This window comes from Ekhidna sp., assembly GCF_965221965.1.
GTDB lineage: Bacteria > Bacteroidota > Bacteroidia > Cytophagales > Cyclobacteriaceae > Ekhidna.
In genome coordinates this window covers 1,079,815-1,097,008 of sequence record NZ_OZ244926.1, presented here as the reverse complement: position 1 = coordinate 1,097,008, position 17,194 = coordinate 1,079,815, and the positions used below count along the sequence as shown (strand labels likewise).

Sequence of the window (17,194 nt, the reverse complement as noted above, 5' to 3'; positions counted from 1 at the left end):
ACTCTACTATGAACTAAAACTGTGGCATGCCTTCAAACTGCCTTACATCATTGATGGCAACTATATCTCCTATAAAAGTGGCTCGTAATCCAAAATTGCCATTAATATAAGCAGTGGCATTTCCTATACTATTGACAGATAAATTAATATTAACGGTGCCTAGAGCAAAGGTAGAAACCGTCATAATGACTGAGGTATTATTCTTTGCCTCTGTCACATCATAGCTAATCATTTGACCTCTGACAGTCACTCCTCCCATTCCATTACGACCGATTCTACTGGCATTTGCCGTCTGAATGATCACTTCATCTCCATCTACTTTGATGAAATTATTATCCTGCAGAACATTATAGGTTTGATATCGATCACGAATCATGCTTGCTTCTAAAGCGAAAGCTTTCTGATTGATCATCTTGGTAAGGGAATCAAGATTTTGAGCGAGCATTTCCTTTCTCTCATTCTTCTTGTCCACTTTAATTTCCTTTCTATCCTGTTCATTGTCATTTTTCACTTCCTGAGCATGTACACCCAAAGCACATAACACAACAAATAAAATTCCTAACTTCTTCATTTTCAATCTCCTTTCCTTTGTTTTAATAACAAATGAAGGACAATAAAAATGCCAATAAATCTAAAAAAACGTTAAAAATAGTGTATACCGAATCTACCTGTCACAGATACCCTTAAAATCACAGAATTTGCAACGACTTTCATCCTCAGTTTGATCGAATGGCTTGGTGATGTCAAATATTTCAGAAATCAACTCTTTGAGCTTAGCTTCAAACATCTCCAGATAAGGACGTGCATCCGTAAGCGGATCACCACCCAGTGTCAAACGGTAATCAAAATCCGGCTGAAAAAGCTCCTGCATGTTTAGCAAGCCGGGAATCACCGCATGGTCATTGCCATGATTTGATGTATAAAGCATGGCATAAAACAATGTTTGAAAACCTGCCTTATTCCTTCCATCCTTCCAGCTTGTCCCGGGTGTCGGGTCGAATACTTTATCCAGGCTTTCAATCTCCCTGGCGTCTTTTCCGCTCTTATAATCAATCACTCTAACAGCCTGCTCTTTCCGGTCTACCCGATCGATATCTGCTCCTAGTTGGACATTATAGGTTTGCCCATTTGCTTGAACAGGGAAATTTTGATGATATTTTTTCTCCAGGCCGACAATCGAAAACGGTGCATAAGCCTCATCCATATCGATGATCTTGTTTACAAACTTCCGTATGAGGTCGGCCATCACCACGTTTCGATCTTTCAACTCAAACTTTCGCTTCTCTCCCATCCCGAAGTGCTTTCTAAATGCTTTCTCAATCGCACCATCCACCGAGCTTCGAATTTTGAAAAAGTCATTTTCCGTAATTGTGCTCTCCGCTTTACCCTCTATCGCATCCTGATAGAGGTACTCAAGCGTCATGTGTAGCACGTTCCCGAAGTTTCGTTTGTCCAGCTCATCGCTCAGCTCATCACCAGAGAACAGTCGTAGCACATACTTGAAGTAGAATTGCAACTTACAATTGTAGTAGACATTCAAAGCAGAGGCTGAAAGTTTCTTTTGATCTTTGGGTGGAACCCTATCGGTATAGATCGATAACCGATCCAACACCTCCTGTGTCTTCTCTATGCTAATTGGAAGTCGCTCTTTGACCTGGATGGAATTGGAAAGTTTCTTTCGTTGAATCTTCAGCTCACTCTCTAGCTCCAGCTGTCGTATGAATCGGCTCACCTCTCCGCTCATTCCAAAATCTGCATACATGTTGTAGTAAAAAGACAACTGCTCAGACCGCTGAAAAAGTCGGTAAAACAGGTAGGCATAAATCGCATCCTGAACTTCAAAAGTTGGGAGGCCAAAAGCTTTCCTGATTCGGTATGGAATGAACGACCCGTTTCTCTGAGCAGCAGGAAATATATCCTCATTCATATTCAGCATAAAGACATGCTTGAAGTCCAGATTCCTGGTTTCCAAAACCCCCATAACCTGTAGGCCTTCCACCGGTTCTCCACTAAATGGAATCCTGACGGATCGGGTTGCTTTTCTAAACAGCCCTTTGAAAGTCTTCAAGTCAACTTTTTCCGGCTGCTTTTCCAGAATTTGATTGAGCCGACTCAATAATTGTTGAAAATGATACAGGTATTCGCGCTCCAGGCCGAAACGCTCCACGACCTGCTGCCCCAATACCTCTACAACGCTTCGAAGATATTTGGCATAATCTTCATCCTCATTCACCTGTCTGAAAATGGTGTTTAACAGCGTTGAGCCCACCTCCAGAATGTCAGACTGAAAAACCCGAACCTGATTTTTCTTCTTAATGTCTTTTATCAGTTTATCCAGAGGATTTTTTTCCTCCTTGTAGAGGTATGGATGACTGAGTACATCCAATGTCGGTTTATGATAAAAAGAAAGTCCATTTTCTGCCGAAAGCTGCATATGTTCCTGAACCTCAAGCGATGCTTCCAGCAACCCAAAAAGGGGTGTTTCCTTCAATGGATAACCCATCGTGACATTTAGCTTTTCTACTTGCTCTGGAATGGCATTGAGTACAGGGAAGAGCATATAATCCTGAGGAAGAATAATCACGATTTCCTCCGGAGAAACCCCCTGATCGATCAACTCCTCAACTTGCTCCCCAAGCGCTTTTGCCTGTCCGACCTCTAGTGATACGCCCGTCACGTCAACCTGCTTACCTTGATTGATGGTAGCTGGAACCACTTCCGGAAAACTTTTCCCAAAGACCGGATCTTTTTGATATTGTCTTAAAAAACCTCCCGCCTCCTGCACATCGTTTTCAAGGTAATACGCATCGATATCCCACAGTACTTCTGCGTCATGTTCCACCACAAAGTGTTTGATAAGCACTTCCTCCACGGGTGTAAGCGCATTAAAACCAGCAAATATCACAGGGCCATCAATCGACAATTGCTCATTCTGTATTCTTTCTGCAAGCTCACGATAAATATGAGATGTATATCCGATTCCATCCTTTTTTAGCCGCTCTTTAAAGCTTTGATACACCGAGTCCAGAATCTTCCAGGTCTCCACAAACTGCTCCTGTGATTTGGACGCAGATGGAAAAAATTCCTGCCAGAATTTCTGTATCAACCTTTCCTGCTCCTCGTCAAGGAAGTAAAAATCTTCAGCGATTTGCCTATCGCTTTTTATGTGATGAAAGAGCTGCTTCGAACTCACCAGGTAATGATCTACCTCTTCAAAATCTCGAAGGAGCATTTCTCCCCAGAAATAGAACGTCTCAAATCCTTCGCCACTCGATTGATGCTGCTTAAATGATTCATACAATTCAAAAACCAGCGTTAACGTATCCGCTTTCTTGGTATGCGAAAAACGAAATAAAAAATCTTCCAAACTCAATACCGTAGGTGACCAAACCGGTTTTTCTACCTTTTTTGATAGGTGCTTTTTCAGAAAAAGACCAGCTCTTCTGTTTGGAAACACTACAGTGCAATCACCTAAATGATTGGCATGTTTCGTCAATAAATGATCAGCTACTTCGGAAAGGAACGTCATGCGGCAAGGTTAGTGAATTCTATATAAATCCAACATATTTGAGGCTGATCGAATTTTCACCAGAAACCAACCAACCATGACTCAACTGAATATAACGTTTCCAGACAGTGAGCAATTAGATCAAAATGAGGAATACTTTATTTTAAACAGAGAGGAGAAGATCAAATTCCATGATTACATTAGAATATTCCAGACTCCTCACCTTTATGAAACGGTTTTTCATCAACACCTAAAGTGTCAGTCTCCCACGGTTATAGCCAATCTTTTATTTAAGCAGGTGAAGGCTAATGATTCCATCGAACAACTCAGAATTCTGGATTTTGGTGCCGGAAACGGGCTGGTCGCCAGGGCACTCTCCAAAGGCAATCCTGAACTTATCGTTGGTGTGGATATATTAGAAGAAGCCAAACAAGCAGCCCTTTGTGAACGAGATGATATTTATAAAGACTACCTCGTCGCAGACCTGACCAAGGCAGAATTGGATATCATAAAAAAATTAAGATCGCTTCACCTCAACGCGATGGTGACGGTTGCAGCATTAGGTTTCGACCACATCCCTCCTGAAAGCTTTATTAATGCTTTCAACCTGGTGGAACCCAATGGTTGGATTGCATTCAACCTGCGTGATCGGTTTCTATCCAATAGCGATGACTCAGGGTTTAAGGAAATTCTTGAAGGAAATCAGGATGACTGCATGCAGATTCTTGAAGAGAAAACGTATGTGCATCGATTGAATACGAAAGGAGAACCTATTCACTACACCGCGATTGTCGCAAAGAAATTAAAGGACATTAAACCGCTTTAGCAATTAAACATAGAAGGGCATGACCTGCATAAATAGGGATTAGAAGGCAGCAAGGTTATTATTTAGTAGAATTTTCTCCATACCTCAACTTTCTTTCCAGACTGTTTGTAGAATCATCATTTCAATTAACAAAATCCTCCGTTAGATTGAAATATGAATAAAATCCTAATTACTCTTCTAATCGTAATATTCGCACCCTTCCTTATTGCTGCGCAAAACCTGGATAGCCTTCTGTCCACAGAAATTTTTTCCTATCGAGACAGCAGCCGGATAATTTTAAAAAACGGAAGGCGAATGGTATTTAAATACATTGAGAAAGATCAACCAGAAAAAGTACATCGTCTACTTAACTATATGGATAGAAAACTAAACAGATCCATCTATCCTGTCTTTACAAATAATGAGAATACGCTTTTGAATTTTTATGTAGGTGAATATACCTCCACACTTAATGAACCAACTATCAGGCCCAATGACAGGCTCTATGGTGGTAGTTGTGGATGGAGTGCTGGTTATTCAAATTATGAATATGGAGGTGGTTACCCGGATGTGGACTACCGTTATCCTATCACTTTGAATGAGATTATTATCATGAAGGATGAATATATCCTCTCAAAAATTGATGATTCCAAACAAAGTGTAGAAGACAAAGAATTCCTTAGTTTATACTTTAAGTATTACATAGATCTTTGGAAAGACCATTCCATGGAAGCTGTTAAATTTTTAAATGCCTACCCAGACTATAGACACAATGATTTTATAAAGCGAAGAATCCGGAGTTGGTACATCAGGGGTGATGAGTCATGGAGTATTTATCTGGGAGGAGGAGCTCCACTATTTACAGATGGTATCAAGGAAACGCTTGACTATCGAGGGTCTGTTACCTATGGCATTGATGGCGTTTTCAATCGACTAATGATAGGTCTCCATGGCATGTCAAACTCCGGTGAAGTGATTCAACCATTTACGCATAATGGGGAATCCTTTGAAGAAAATTGGAATATTTATACATTCAATTATACGCTAAATATTGGTTTTTCCATTCTTGATTTTGACTTCCTTAGAGTTACTCCTTCAGTTGATTTTGGTGGGATTTATACTGGAATTCCATCGTTAAAAGAGGACGAATACGATGCAGACCCTTCGGTAGGGGCATTGGCCTATGGTTATGGAGGAGCTATTGATATTTTTCCCTTCTTAAAACCATCCAGTGGTTTTTATCATGATGTACTACATCGGGTAGGTATCCGCTTGCATGGTGGTCGCCTTTATAACCGGCTAGATCAAAAAGTTTCTGCTCTTACGGGTCACCAAGATTATTTTAGCATCTCACTAATTTACGATTTTGGTGAGATGGTTATAGATATGGAATAACACACTTTCAAAATAATATTTGGTAAAGATTATTCCCACGCAGAAAATAGTCGCTACATTTGCACCTCAATTCACAAGCATCTCGCTTAGCAATCCTTCCAAAAAGTATTTCTAATAGTTATCGGCTTTTGAATGACATGGGATGTCCCAGTATTTATGAAGCCGAAAAAGCAATGCATTATCCATTTGATAATGAAGCATCGATTTTATCAATCTGACAGATATCCCTTAGCAGAGAGATAAAATTATATGCATAAAACACACACAAGAAAAAAGAGAAACTTCTCAAAAGGAAAGGGAAGACCATCTCGAAGGAGACAGCAAAACACCCAAAAAGTGGATGTTTCCAGATTTACAAACAAAGGAGCAGTGAACAATGAGCGAAAAGCCTATGTCAACCAGAATTCCTTTGAGGATTTTGAGTTAGATGCTCAGCTCCTTTTCAAAATCAAAGAAAAAGGCTTCAAAACCCCATCAGAGATACAGGATAAAGCAATTTTACCTGCATTGGAGGGCAAGGACATTGTAGGTATCGCAGGAACAGGAACAGGTAAAACATCCGCTTTCCTTATCCCTATTATTCAGCACATGATCGAGCAAAAGCAGGAAAACTATGCCTTGATCATTGCTCCTACCCGAGAGCTGGCCACCCAGATCAACGATGAATTTCTATCATTAGCGAGAGGATTAAACATCTTTTCTACCTGCCTGATTGGAGGATCTTCTGTAGGTGAGAATATTAAGGCACTAAGAAGAAAAAATCATTTCATCATCGGCACACCGGGACGTATCCAGGATATGATGAAAAGGAAGATTTTGAAGTTGAATGACTTCAATGTTTTGGTATTGGATGAATTTGATCGTATGTTGGACATGGGATTCTCGAAGGAGATCCAGGAAATCAACAGACAGATGGTATCCAAAGATCAGACAATGCTATTCTCGGCCACCCTTGACCCAACTCAAAAAAAGCTGGTAGAGGAAATGACCAATGAGCCTGTTCATGTAAAGGCAGAGCAAGCAACGCAGGATACAAATGCAATTGAGCAGGAAGTAAGACATGTAAAGGGACAGGATAAGATCCAAATGGTAAAAGGGCTGATTGATGCGGAACTAAAGACCCGTACCATCTTGTTTTCAGAAACTAAGCGTAAGGCAGAGAAAATTTCCGAGCTATTGTGCAAGGCAGGTATTGCTGCTGACGCCATCCATGGTGATAAATCCCAACGGGCTAGAGAAATTGCTCTGCGAAAATTTAAGCGTGGACAAGTACACGTTCTAGTGGCTACCGACGTAGTAGCACGAGGTATAGATGTGAAGGATGTTGAGCTCGTTATTAATTACGAAGCTCCTCGTAACTATACCGACTATGTCCACCGGATAGGCAGAACCGGCCGTGCAGGAAAGACCGGTCGTGCTGTCACATTAATCGATTAATTCATTTAAAAAGTTTGTATGGCAAGATCCCAGAACAGTTTTATCAAAAATCAAAAAGCACAGAAAAAGAAGAAGAAGCGACAGGAAAAGCTTCAGAAAAAAATCGACAAGAAAGACCAGGAGACCAGTGGTAAGCTGGATGATATGATTGCTTACGTTGATGAATTTGGAAACATTTTGGATGAGCCGCCTGAAGAACCTAAAACGAAAAAAGAAGATAAAAAAAGTGATTGATTATGATTAGAACTGCAACGTACGAAGGGAAATACACACATCTTTGGCAAAAATATAAGCCGGTACTTTTGAAGCTGATGGTAGATGCGGAGAAAGAACCTCAAACGTACCAGTTTCAGCAACACGAGTTTTCAGACCTGAACAATCAGAAGAGAACAGGGTATACCTTTAAAATGGAGATCCACAAAAATCAGAAGCAAAATAAGCTGAGCTCCAGCGTAGCAACTGATCTTTTGAGTATTCTTCAATCCTCTGAGAAGTCGGACGAACTTACGCGTGAACACGCCTATCAATTTCAAATGGACAAGAAATTTGTCCTGGAGGTGAAGCGCCTCGATAAAGATGAGGAAGAAGAATAGCTTTTTCTGGAAGTATTAAACGAAAACTCCTTCTCAGTAATGGGAAGGAGTTTTTTTATTACCTCTTTATCTAGTCGTCCCACCACTTGAAGTGGTAGGACGACTGGCTCTCAATGTCGCAACAAAAAACCCTGACCATTGGCCAGGGCTTAAAATATCTAAGAAGCGCCAGAACTTACTGATCGTCTTCCTCTTCTTCTTTCTTTTGCTCCTCCACCATGGCTTTTGCTTTAGCTTTCTTCTCAGCAATTAACTTTTCCATAGCCGAGACACGCTCCTCTACTTTCTTGATTGCTTCTTCCTTTTTAGCGATTTCCTCCTCGGAAGTTTCGCCTTCCTCTTTCATTTTAGCTACTTTTTCTTTTGCAGTCGCCAGTCGCTCTTTACGCTCATTAAGCTTGGTCTCATTCTCAGCAATCTCTTCATCCAGTTTAGCTTTTTGTTCTTTTACTTTGTTGCGAGCTTCCTCTGAACGCAGCTTGCCGAATTCCTTACCGGACATGTCGCCTTTATTTTTTCCGTAAGCATTGCCGTTATTCGACTTATCCTTTTCGGCTTTTTCAGGCTTTCCTTGCTTCGCATCATCGTCATCCACTTCACCTTCCTTCATTTCATCCTCGTCATCGTCTTCATCCTGATCTTTATCCTTGGCCTTTTCGGCCTTCTCTTTCTTGTCTTTTCCTTTCCCTTTGTCATCGCTCTTACCCTGAGCGATTAGCTCAGAGGAGCCGAAGATCAAAAGGAACATTATCATAAACCCTATTAACTTCTTCATATTATTCTATGTCATTTAGTAATGAATCGATTTCGTTTAATGCCTCGTCGGCTGTGGCGTCCAGCTCCTGAGTTTCAGCTTCCAGATCCTCATTGATGGACTGGACAATTTCCTCCTCCTGCTCTGCAGACAGTTCCTCGTTTTGTTCGCTGGAGGAGCCTCCCCCACAGGCGGCCATAAACAGTACCGCCAATAATAGACTGATTGATTTTTTCATACGATTAAGTTTAGAAGTTTAACTAAAGGTAAGAAAACAGATAGAAAGATGGAAGAGGAACGAAATATCCATTAACAATTAAGAAGTACTACTTAATCTTCCAGTAGCTCAATGGCCTTTATGATCACCTGATCTTTGGTGGTATCTGTGCTTTCTATGTAAACGTCCGGCGGAATCCCTTTGCCTTCATAAAGCACCATATCTCTCGAATAGGTACGCTTATTTGAATAGTTAAGCCTCCAGCCGTTCTTCAGTTGCTCGGAAGCAACATGCGACATGGCACCCATGGTGGGCGTGCCTACGATGGTTACATTTTCTCGTCCCTTCAGGGAAAGTGTAAACACATCACTGGCGCTGGCTGTAAAGTCACTTGTCAGAAGAGTTATTGGCTTCAAAAACTGAAAAGGACCTTCGGGCTCCACTTGCCAGCTTCTCAATTCGGTGTATTCATCTCTCCCTGCCAGGCGTGTTTCTTTATAATGTGAAATGTAGGTCTCATCGACCAGTCGCCCTGCAATCCGATGCAAGGTCTCATCATTTCCCCCGGGGTTGAGTCGGATATCCAGGATAAGGCCATCTTTTTCCTTCACTTGCTCAAGCGCTTTGGCAAAACCCCAATATGTTCCGGCCATCAGGTTTAGTCGGATATATCCGATCTGCTCATTCCAACTCAGGTAGACATGCGCATCCATTTCAAGGAGTTCGTTAAAGGCATTTTCTTTTAACGTCGCGTCTGACACCTTCCAAAAGGCTTGCTTGCTTTCAAACGCCTTTAGTATCGCCGGAGAATTAGAAAAGCTAAAGCTGTTGCAACTCAAATCATTTTTTATGTCAATCAAAGAGGTATGACCGTCATGTAGCTCAGAGAGCATCTGACAACATAAGTCGAACAACTCATCCTCTGTATCAATATCCTTCAGCTTTTGTTCATACGTGCCTTTGACCTCTTGCCAGTCTACTCCACGTGCTTCAAAAAGTGAATATCGCTCATCCATTAGCGTCCACAATTCATTGAATGTCTCCTGATGGAGGTTTGGTTTTTGGGAACAGGAAAGGATTGGAATGAAAATTAGATAGATAGTGATTCTTATTAGGCGCATGATTTTTGAAAACGAGTTTGGTACTCATACGATAGAATGTTGCGATAGGTGCTACCGTTCGTGGAAATGGTAAATAATTGTTTGTGACGATCTCCTGCATCTCCTGCATCTACTTGGTATTGTAGAAACGAATTAATAAGGTGATTGTACATATTACTTTCTGAGTAACGTTCGCACTTGTGTATGTTTTTTTGAGTAAATTGAATAAAGCTTTAATGTTCACCACAATGAAAAAGTCAATATCAACTTTACCTCTAGTTCTTCTTTTATTATCAATGTTGCGTTCTAATGACAGCTGTTGTCCAACTTCTAATTGCAGCGACATTTTTTTACAGCAAGAAGTTCAATTTATGATTTTATCAGTGTGTTTGAATCAAACCATTACTAATTCATATCAATTATGGTAAATAAAAAGGAACGTTCATCAATTATTGAATCAATCAGTAATTGGCTTAAGCTTTTGGCCTTAATTGTATTAGTGGGAGAGGCTGTTATAATATATGCAATGACACAAACTACACCAAATAACGCTATTTATCCTATATATCCAATTATTATGATTTTCCTCCTTTGTCTAATAATTGTTGGACTGTTTGTTGATAGATATTGGGAAAGAAAATCAGAAAAACTATCAATATCTATTGAGAATAAAGATATTACCTTAGACCCATCTCATTCAAAGAGGCCACAAATAAGCGAATCAAATAACTATGCTGATAGCTTACTGGGTTACTCTTTTGAAAAGCCTGATGGGGAAGGTTGGGTTGAACCGTACAAAAGTTCTTACAAAGAGGTTATAAGCGATATTTTTCTTCTTGATCCAAATAAAATAAGTGATGAGGAATTGAAATCATTGGTGGGACTCAATCCAATAGGATTAGTTCTTGCAGAATCTGATGTATTAACTTTTGGGTATGAAGATCGGTCGGTTATCGAATTAGACGAACAGTCGACCACAGAACATGTTGAATATCTAATTGATCAATCAGTCAAAAAATCTATAGAGGATGGGCAGGAGTTAAGTGAAGAAGAGATTAATATTCTTCGTAAAAAACTAAACCAAACAGAAAACCTTTCAAACATTGGTTTTAGAGTGAATATGGTTATAGTTACCATAGATAAAGAATTACTAAAAAGAAACTACATTAATGGATTACCAAACTTATTTTTGAATATTTCCCTAGGAGCTAGAGAACCAATTGACTCTTTAAAATCGACTGATGATTTAATTCTGTGGACAACCAGCAATAAATTAAAGCATGTAAAAGTTGATGGAGAGTTCTACAACTCACTTAATATTTATAGACTATACCAAATATTGCAAAATGACAAATATGCTTTTTTTTGTCAAGCCCAATGGTCTCCACAAGTAGATGAAGCAGTGCTTACTTGGGAAAGTTTAAAAAGATCGTTTCAATCATTTCAAATAAAGGTTTAGGCTCCAAACTAACACATCCCCCAACCCAACAGCCTCGGTTCGAGTCCACACGATACGAAAGATAAGTGGTTTGTAAGGACACAAACCAAGGTATAGGAAATCCATTCACCTCTAAACTCTTCCGAAATACTCGTAGAACCACGAAAGGTCTTTTTTACTTCCAGCAGCACTAAGGATAGGTTTCAAGCTTTTGGAAAGTCTCAAACTTTCCAAAAGGTAACTTTAAATGTTGGGATGAAATTGCAACCAGCATCTATTAAAGAAATACTCAATGAGATGCTTAAACCCATTCATCTCTCAACTCTTTCCAAACCGCCGAACTCACATTCGCTTTTTACCACTCATCAAATTGCGGTTTTCAATCACTCTTTACTAATTGAAATTTATTGAACTTCACCGATCACAAATCCAGTTGTTAATCAATCAACACTTTTTGGTCCAGCTAATAATTAAGGCCCACAATGAAAAAACCTGTTAAAAGAATTCTTTATATCGTCATTGTACTGGTAATCATTGGCTTAATCGCCTATCCTAAACTTCCAAAGAATACCGGAGATGAAACCGACGCTGAGCAAGCTGCCTCATCGCAAAGCCAGGTGCTCACGGTTAATGCCATGGTGGTAAATGCCGAATCGCTCGAAAATAAGGTAAATGTGACCGGTTCACTCATCGCAGATGAGTCGGTTATTCTAAACTCAGAGTTGGCAGGGAAAATTGAAAAAATTTCCTTTTACGAAGGACAAAGGGTTAGTAAAGGAGCCACCATCGTTACCCTAAACGATGATGAAATACTGGCTGAAATTGAGAAGCTCCAGTACACCAAAAAGCTGAATGAAGACAATGAATACCGGCAGAAAGTCTTACTGGAAAAAGAGGCTATCAGTCGGGAGGAGTATGAAACCGCACTCACCACATTGAATACGGTAAAGTCCGAACTAAAAGTACTGCAAGCCAGACTTGAAAAACATTATATCAAAGCTCCGTTTTCAGGCATTACAGGTTTTAGGGATATCGCCGAAGGCAGCTACCTAAACCCCGGAGCTCGCATCACCGAACTATACAAAATCAACCCAATAAAGCTGGAATTCAATATTCCCAGTAAATACATCAGCCTGGTAAACAAAGGGGATCAACTATCTTTTGATGTGGATGGGTATGATGAGCAGTTTGCTGGTGAGATTTATGCGATTGAACCATTGATTGATCCGCAAACGCGGAGCATCAGTATCCGGGCCAAAGCAAAAAATGATGAAAGCAAACTTTACCCTGGTCAGTTTGCACGAGTGAGTCTCATCCTGGAGACCATCCCGAATGCCTTGATGATCCCGACCGAGTCAGTCATTCCCGAACTAAGTGGAAAAAAGGCATTTCTTTATAAAAATGGTAAGGTGAGCGCAGCGCAAATCACCACCGGTATTCGAACCGAGGATCGCATACAGGTCACCTCGGGTATCAGCAAAGGTGATACGGTAATTACGACCGGTATTTTACAGATCGGACCTGAAATGCCGGTAAATGTAACGATCAAATAATATGGCAAGTCTTTCCAATATCAGCATTGATCGGCCGGTTCTGGCGATTGTGATGTCCATTGTCATCATTCTTTTTGGAGTGATCGGCTTCAATTATTTGGGTGTAAGGGAATACCCCAGCGTAGATCCACCGGTGATTACTGTTTCCACCAGCTATACTGGCGCCAGTGCCGATGTGATAGAGACACAAATCACCGAGCCGTTGGAAGAATCGATCAACGGGATTGATGGAATCAAAACCCTTTCCTCTACATCTGCAGACGGACGGAGCACGATAACCGTTGAGTTTAATCTGGAAATCGACCTGGAAGCTGCTGCGAACGATGTTCGTGATAAGGTCTCCCGTGCCATCAGGAATCTGCCGCCGGATGCTGATCCACCGATTGTAACCAAAGCAGACGCAGACAGTAGCCCGATCATCGCCCTGAGGATTTACAGTGAGCAACGAAACCTGCTGGAAATGTCAGAGATTGCTGACAACCTGTTCAAGGAGACGTTTCAAACCATTCCCGGCGTAAGTGAGGTGCGAATCTGGGGAGAAAAGAAATACTCCATCCGATTGTGGATGGATCCGGATAAGCTGGCTGCCTACAAACTCACGCCACTGGACATTCTGAACGCGGTTGGTGATCAAAACATCGAGCTCCCTTCCGGCCGCATTGAAGGAAGCGCGACGGAACTTACTGTAAGAACTTTTGGTCGTCTCTCCTCTCCAGAAGAGTTCAATGACCTGATTATACAGGAATCTGAAAATGATATAGTCAGATTCAGAGACATTGGACGTGCCGAGTTCTACCCTGAGAACGAACGTACGTCACTACGCAATAACGGCATTCCATTGGTACTTAATGCAATCGTACCTCAGCCCGGCACGAATAATCTGGACATTGCGGAAGAGTTTTACAAACGACTGGAGGCACTGCAGAAGAACATCCCTGAGGATATTCAAACGGAAATAGCCTTCGACAACACGGAGTATATCAAAGAATCCATCGCTGAGGTAAAGCAGACCATTTTCATTGCTTTTGGCCTGGTGGTGCTGATCATCTTTGCCTTCCTTCGGGACTGGCGTACTACGTTTATTCCGGTGATCACCGTTCCCATCGCGCTGATCGGTTCATTCTTTGTCATGTACCTGCTGAACTTCAGTATCAACGTACTTACACTCCTTGGAATCGTGCTGGCCATTGGTCTGGTGGTGGATGATGCCATCGTGGTGCTTGAAAACATCTATTCCAAAATAGAAGATGGAATGGATCCGGAAGAGGCCGGAAAGAAAGGAACGAAGGAAATCTTCTTCGCAGTAATTTCTACCACAGTGGCGCTTACTTCTGTATTCTTCCCGATCATTTTCCTTCAGGGACTCACCGGTCGGCTTTTTAGAGAGTTTGGAATCACCGTGGCTGTGGCCGTGATTATTTCTTCCTTCGTGGCGCTAACTCTCACCCCCATGCTTTCCAGCAAAATGCTGAAAAAGAGAGAGAAGAAACAGTGGATTTATGAAGTTACAGAGCCATTTTTTGTTTGGCTTAATCGACAATACAATCAAGCACTGGATCGGTTCATGGGTAATCGATGGATCTCCGGCCTGATCATACTGGTAGCTGCAGGGTTGATTTACCTGTTTAGCACCGTTCTCCCATCGGAGCTTTCACCGCTGGAGGATCGGGGGCAGTTCAGAATATTTGCCACTGGGCCTGAAGGCGCCACATTTGACTATATGGACGGATATGCGACGGATATGACAAATATGCTGATGGAAAGTGTTCCCGAACATCAATCCATTATTTCCATAACCAGTCCCGGATTCTCTTCCTCTGCCGCCACAAACGCGGCTTTTGTTATCGTTAAGCTGAAGGATATTCAGAACAGGGACCGATCCCAACATGAAATTGTAGAAGATATTCGGCCAAAAGTCGCAAAGGACACGAGAGCAAGAGCCTTTATTTCTGAGCCCGAATCAATCGGAAGAAGTTTTGGAGGGCTGCCCGTAAGCTTTGTGATCCAGGCGCGTACCTTGGAACAATTAAAAGACGTGCTCCCTGAGTTTCTGGAGAAAGCACGTGCCAATGATGCTTTCAGCTACATTGACCTCAACCTCAAATTCAACAAGCCCGAGCTCGGCGTTCGCATTGATAGAGAAAAAGCACAATCGATGGGCGTTTCCGTTCGGGATGTGGCGCAGACATTGCAGCTAAGTTTGAGTGGAAACCGATTTGGCTACTTCATCATGAATGGCAAACAGTATTATGTCATTGGCCAGCTGGATCGATACAACCGAAACGAGCCGCTGGATTTGAAATCCATCTATGTGAAATCGAAAAACGGTGATCTTGTACAGCTGGATAATTTGGTGTCGCTGGAAGAACGCTCCACTCCTCCTCAGTTGTTTCACTACAATCGGTTCACCTCTGCTACTGTGAGCGCACAGCTGAGTGAGGGTGTTTCATTAGGTGAAGCACTTGACCAGATGGATATTATTGCCAACGAGGTACTGGATGATCGATATCAAACTGCCCTTTCCGGTTCTTCATTGGAGTTTCGACAAAGCTCCAGCAACCTTTACTTCGCATTTGCCCTTGCATTGGTGCTGATTTACCTGGTGCTCGCAGCTCAGTTTGAAAGTTTCAGAGATCCACTCATCATCATGTTTACTGTACCGCTGGCACTTCTGGGCGCGATGTTCAGCTTGTGGTACTTCAATGAAACACTCAACATCTTTTCGCAGATTGGGATGATCATGCTCATCGGTCTGATTACAAAAAATGGAATTTTGATTGTGGAATTTGCCAATCAGCAAAAAGCGACAGGTTTAGATATTATGGAATCGATTAAAAAAGCATCAAAAATGCGTTTTCGACCCATCCTTATGACAAGTCTATCTACCATATTAGGCATTCTTCCGATTGCATTGGCGTTGGGTGCGGGATCAGAAAGTCGGGTATCCATGGGGATCGCCGTAATTGGGGGGATGATCATAGCCACCTTCCTGAGTTTGTTTGTTATCCCTGCGATCTATTCATTTCTAACTAGCAAAGAAAAAAGACTGGCACGAGTATGATAAAGCTTCTTTTATTATTTACGTTGTTTCAGCCAGGAGACACTGTTCTTACTGAAGAGAAAGCCATTGAGCTTGCTTTGAAAAACAACTTTGATATCAGGCTGGAAAAGTACAACCTGGAGGTAGCTGAAAACAACAACACGATAGGTAATGCAGGAATGCTTCCGACTATTGGGGTAAGTGGCAGTGGACGACAGACCATTCAGGATACTGAACAACAGTTTATCAATGGTGAAGGGCAGAGCAGAGATGGTGCAAAAACCACTGTTTACAGTGCAGGTGCCAGCCTTGACTGGACACTCTTTGATGGCTTCAAGATGTTCGCAACCAAAGATCGGTTGGAAGAAATCAGCAAGCTTAATCAGATGGCCTTTAAAAACCAGGTTCAAAATGCTCTGTCTGATGTACTAAAAGCATTTTACAATACGGCTCTAGAGCAGGAAAGACTGGCATTGCTGGAAAGCACGCTTAAGCTATCTGAAGAGCGAGTTACCATAAGCAAGGAGAAGTATGAGGTAGGAAAGGCTAGCAAACTGGAGTATTTGCAAGCTCAGGTAGACTATAATTCTGATCAATCTGCGCTGGTCCGACAGCAAGAGATCATTGCGATTCAAAAACTTCAGCTGCTGCAACTCATCGGTGTACAGGAAGGATACGATTCGTTTGAGTTATCGTACACGCATGAAAGCTCTGAATTGCTGAAAGATCTGTCAAATATCGAAACGGAAGCGATTCAGCAAAACCCAATGCTACGGCAGCTTAGAAGTCAGCAGGAAGTGAGCATGCTCACGATCAAGGAAAACGAACGAGAACGACTCCCTACACTGGACTTTAACTTAGGTTACAATTACTCTAATCTGAGTGCGGAAGCAGGTTTCTTACAAAGCAATATTTCCAGCGGTGTAACGTACGGACTTACTGCTACGATGACAATTTTTGACGGAATGAACAGAAACAGAAGCATTCAAAACGCAAAGATTCAGAGTGAGCAATCCTATACTGCTTATGAGCAGGGCGAAGCTCAACTACGCACATCCGTAAGGTCCGGAATACTGACATTGCAAAATGCACAAACCCTCGCTAATTTGGAGCAAAAAAACCTGGCTGTAGCTGAGGAGAATGTAAGTATTGCGCTGGAACGCTATCGGGTTGGAAAGTCAAATCCCATTGAAATCAGGGAAGCTCAAAACAATGCTGTAGACGCTCAAATTCGATACATCGAGGCGCTGAACACCATCAAAATCGCTGAGATTGAACTGCTAAGGCTGACCGGTGGTCTCCTACAGGACTAGAAAGCAAGTTGGTTGGCAAAACCCATGGCATCACTTTAAAA

Annotated in this window: 14 protein-coding genes; 9 read left to right on the top strand and 5 right to left on the bottom strand. The window is 41.8% G+C overall.

All coding sequences use genetic code 11. The features are described from left to right. Positions 1–13 precede the first annotated feature (13 nt). Both ACOQON_RS05390 and ACOQON_RS05385 read right to left on the bottom strand, forming a co-directional pair. The gene (locus ACOQON_RS05390; RefSeq protein WP_420577902.1) at positions 14–571 is read right to left on the bottom strand and encodes a DUF4251 domain-containing protein; all 558 of its coding nucleotides are present in this window, start codon (positions 569–571) and stop codon (positions 14–16) included. A gap of 93 nt (positions 572–664) precedes the next feature. Next, on the bottom strand, positions 665–3,529 hold the full coding sequence (locus tag ACOQON_RS05385) for a PD-(D/E)XK nuclease family protein (RefSeq protein ID WP_420577901.1): 2,865 nt from the start codon (positions 3,527–3,529) through the stop codon (positions 665–667). A gap of 76 nt (positions 3,530–3,605) precedes the next feature. Between ACOQON_RS05385 and ACOQON_RS05380 the strand changes: the two genes are divergently transcribed. The 5 genes from ACOQON_RS05380 (at position 3,606) to ACOQON_RS05360 (ending at position 7,738) form a co-directional block, all read left to right on the top strand. Continuing rightward, on the top strand, positions 3,606–4,334 hold the full coding sequence (locus ACOQON_RS05380) for a methyltransferase domain-containing protein (RefSeq protein ID WP_420577900.1): 729 nt from the start codon (positions 3,606–3,608) through the stop codon (positions 4,332–4,334). 153 nt (positions 4,335–4,487) lie between these two features. After that, positions 4,488–5,708: a hypothetical protein gene (locus tag ACOQON_RS05375; protein ID WP_420577899.1), complete on the top strand. Its 1,221-nt coding sequence runs from the start codon at positions 4,488–4,490 to the stop codon at positions 5,706–5,708. Between the two features lie 249 nt (positions 5,709–5,957). Next, on the top strand, positions 5,958–7,145 hold the full coding sequence (locus tag ACOQON_RS05370) for a DEAD/DEAH box helicase (RefSeq protein ID WP_420577898.1): 1,188 nt from the start codon (positions 5,958–5,960) through the stop codon (positions 7,143–7,145). 18 nt (positions 7,146–7,163) lie between these two features. Then, positions 7,164–7,379, top strand: coding sequence for a cold-shock protein (locus tag ACOQON_RS05365; protein ID WP_420577897.1), 216 nt, complete (start codon positions 7,164–7,166; stop codon positions 7,377–7,379). A 2-nt stretch (positions 7,380–7,381) separates the two neighbouring features. Beyond that, the gene (locus ACOQON_RS05360; protein ID WP_420577896.1) at positions 7,382–7,738 is read left to right on the top strand and encodes a hypothetical protein; all 357 of its coding nucleotides are present in this window, start codon (positions 7,382–7,384) and stop codon (positions 7,736–7,738) included. A 175-nt stretch (positions 7,739–7,913) separates the two neighbouring features. Here the strand turns inward: ACOQON_RS05360 and ACOQON_RS05355 are convergent, their stop codons facing one another. The 3 genes from ACOQON_RS05355 to ACOQON_RS05345 all read right to left on the bottom strand — a co-directional run bounded on the left by ACOQON_RS05355 (position 7,914) and on the right by ACOQON_RS05345 (position 9,830). After that, complete coding sequence (locus ACOQON_RS05355) at positions 7,914–8,513, bottom strand: hypothetical protein (protein ID WP_420577895.1); 600 nt, start codon at positions 8,511–8,513, stop codon at positions 7,914–7,916. Between the two features lies 1 nt (position 8,514). Continuing rightward, positions 8,515–8,730 (bottom strand): hypothetical protein, encoded by a 216-nt coding sequence (locus ACOQON_RS05350; protein ID WP_420577894.1) that lies wholly within the window; start codon positions 8,728–8,730, stop codon positions 8,515–8,517. 92 nt (positions 8,731–8,822) lie between these two features. Beyond that, a complete protein-coding gene (locus tag ACOQON_RS05345) occupies positions 8,823–9,830 on the bottom strand; it encodes a S41 family peptidase (protein ID WP_420577893.1) in 1,008 nt (335 codons plus the stop codon). Between the two features lie 400 nt (positions 9,831–10,230). Here ACOQON_RS05345 and ACOQON_RS05340 point away from each other — a divergent pair, with 400 nt between their 5' ends. The 4 genes from ACOQON_RS05340 to ACOQON_RS05325 all read left to right on the top strand — a co-directional run bounded on the left by ACOQON_RS05340 (position 10,231) and on the right by ACOQON_RS05325 (position 17,153). Continuing rightward, on the top strand, positions 10,231–11,268 hold the full coding sequence (locus ACOQON_RS05340) for a hypothetical protein (protein WP_420577892.1): 1,038 nt from the start codon (positions 10,231–10,233) through the stop codon (positions 11,266–11,268). Between the two features lie 461 nt (positions 11,269–11,729). Further along, positions 11,730–12,800: an efflux RND transporter periplasmic adaptor subunit gene (locus ACOQON_RS05335; protein ID WP_420577891.1), complete on the top strand. Its 1,071-nt coding sequence runs from the start codon at positions 11,730–11,732 to the stop codon at positions 12,798–12,800. Between the two features lies 1 nt (position 12,801). Continuing rightward, complete coding sequence (locus ACOQON_RS05330; RefSeq protein WP_420577890.1) at positions 12,802–15,861, top strand: efflux RND transporter permease subunit; 3,060 nt, start codon at positions 12,802–12,804, stop codon at positions 15,859–15,861. Beyond that, positions 15,858–17,153 (top strand): TolC family protein, encoded by a 1,296-nt coding sequence (locus ACOQON_RS05325; RefSeq protein ID WP_420577889.1) that lies wholly within the window; start codon positions 15,858–15,860, stop codon positions 17,151–17,153. Before ACOQON_RS05330 ends, ACOQON_RS05325 begins: the two co-directional genes overlap by 4 nt. Positions 17,154–17,194: the final 41 nt, after the last annotated feature.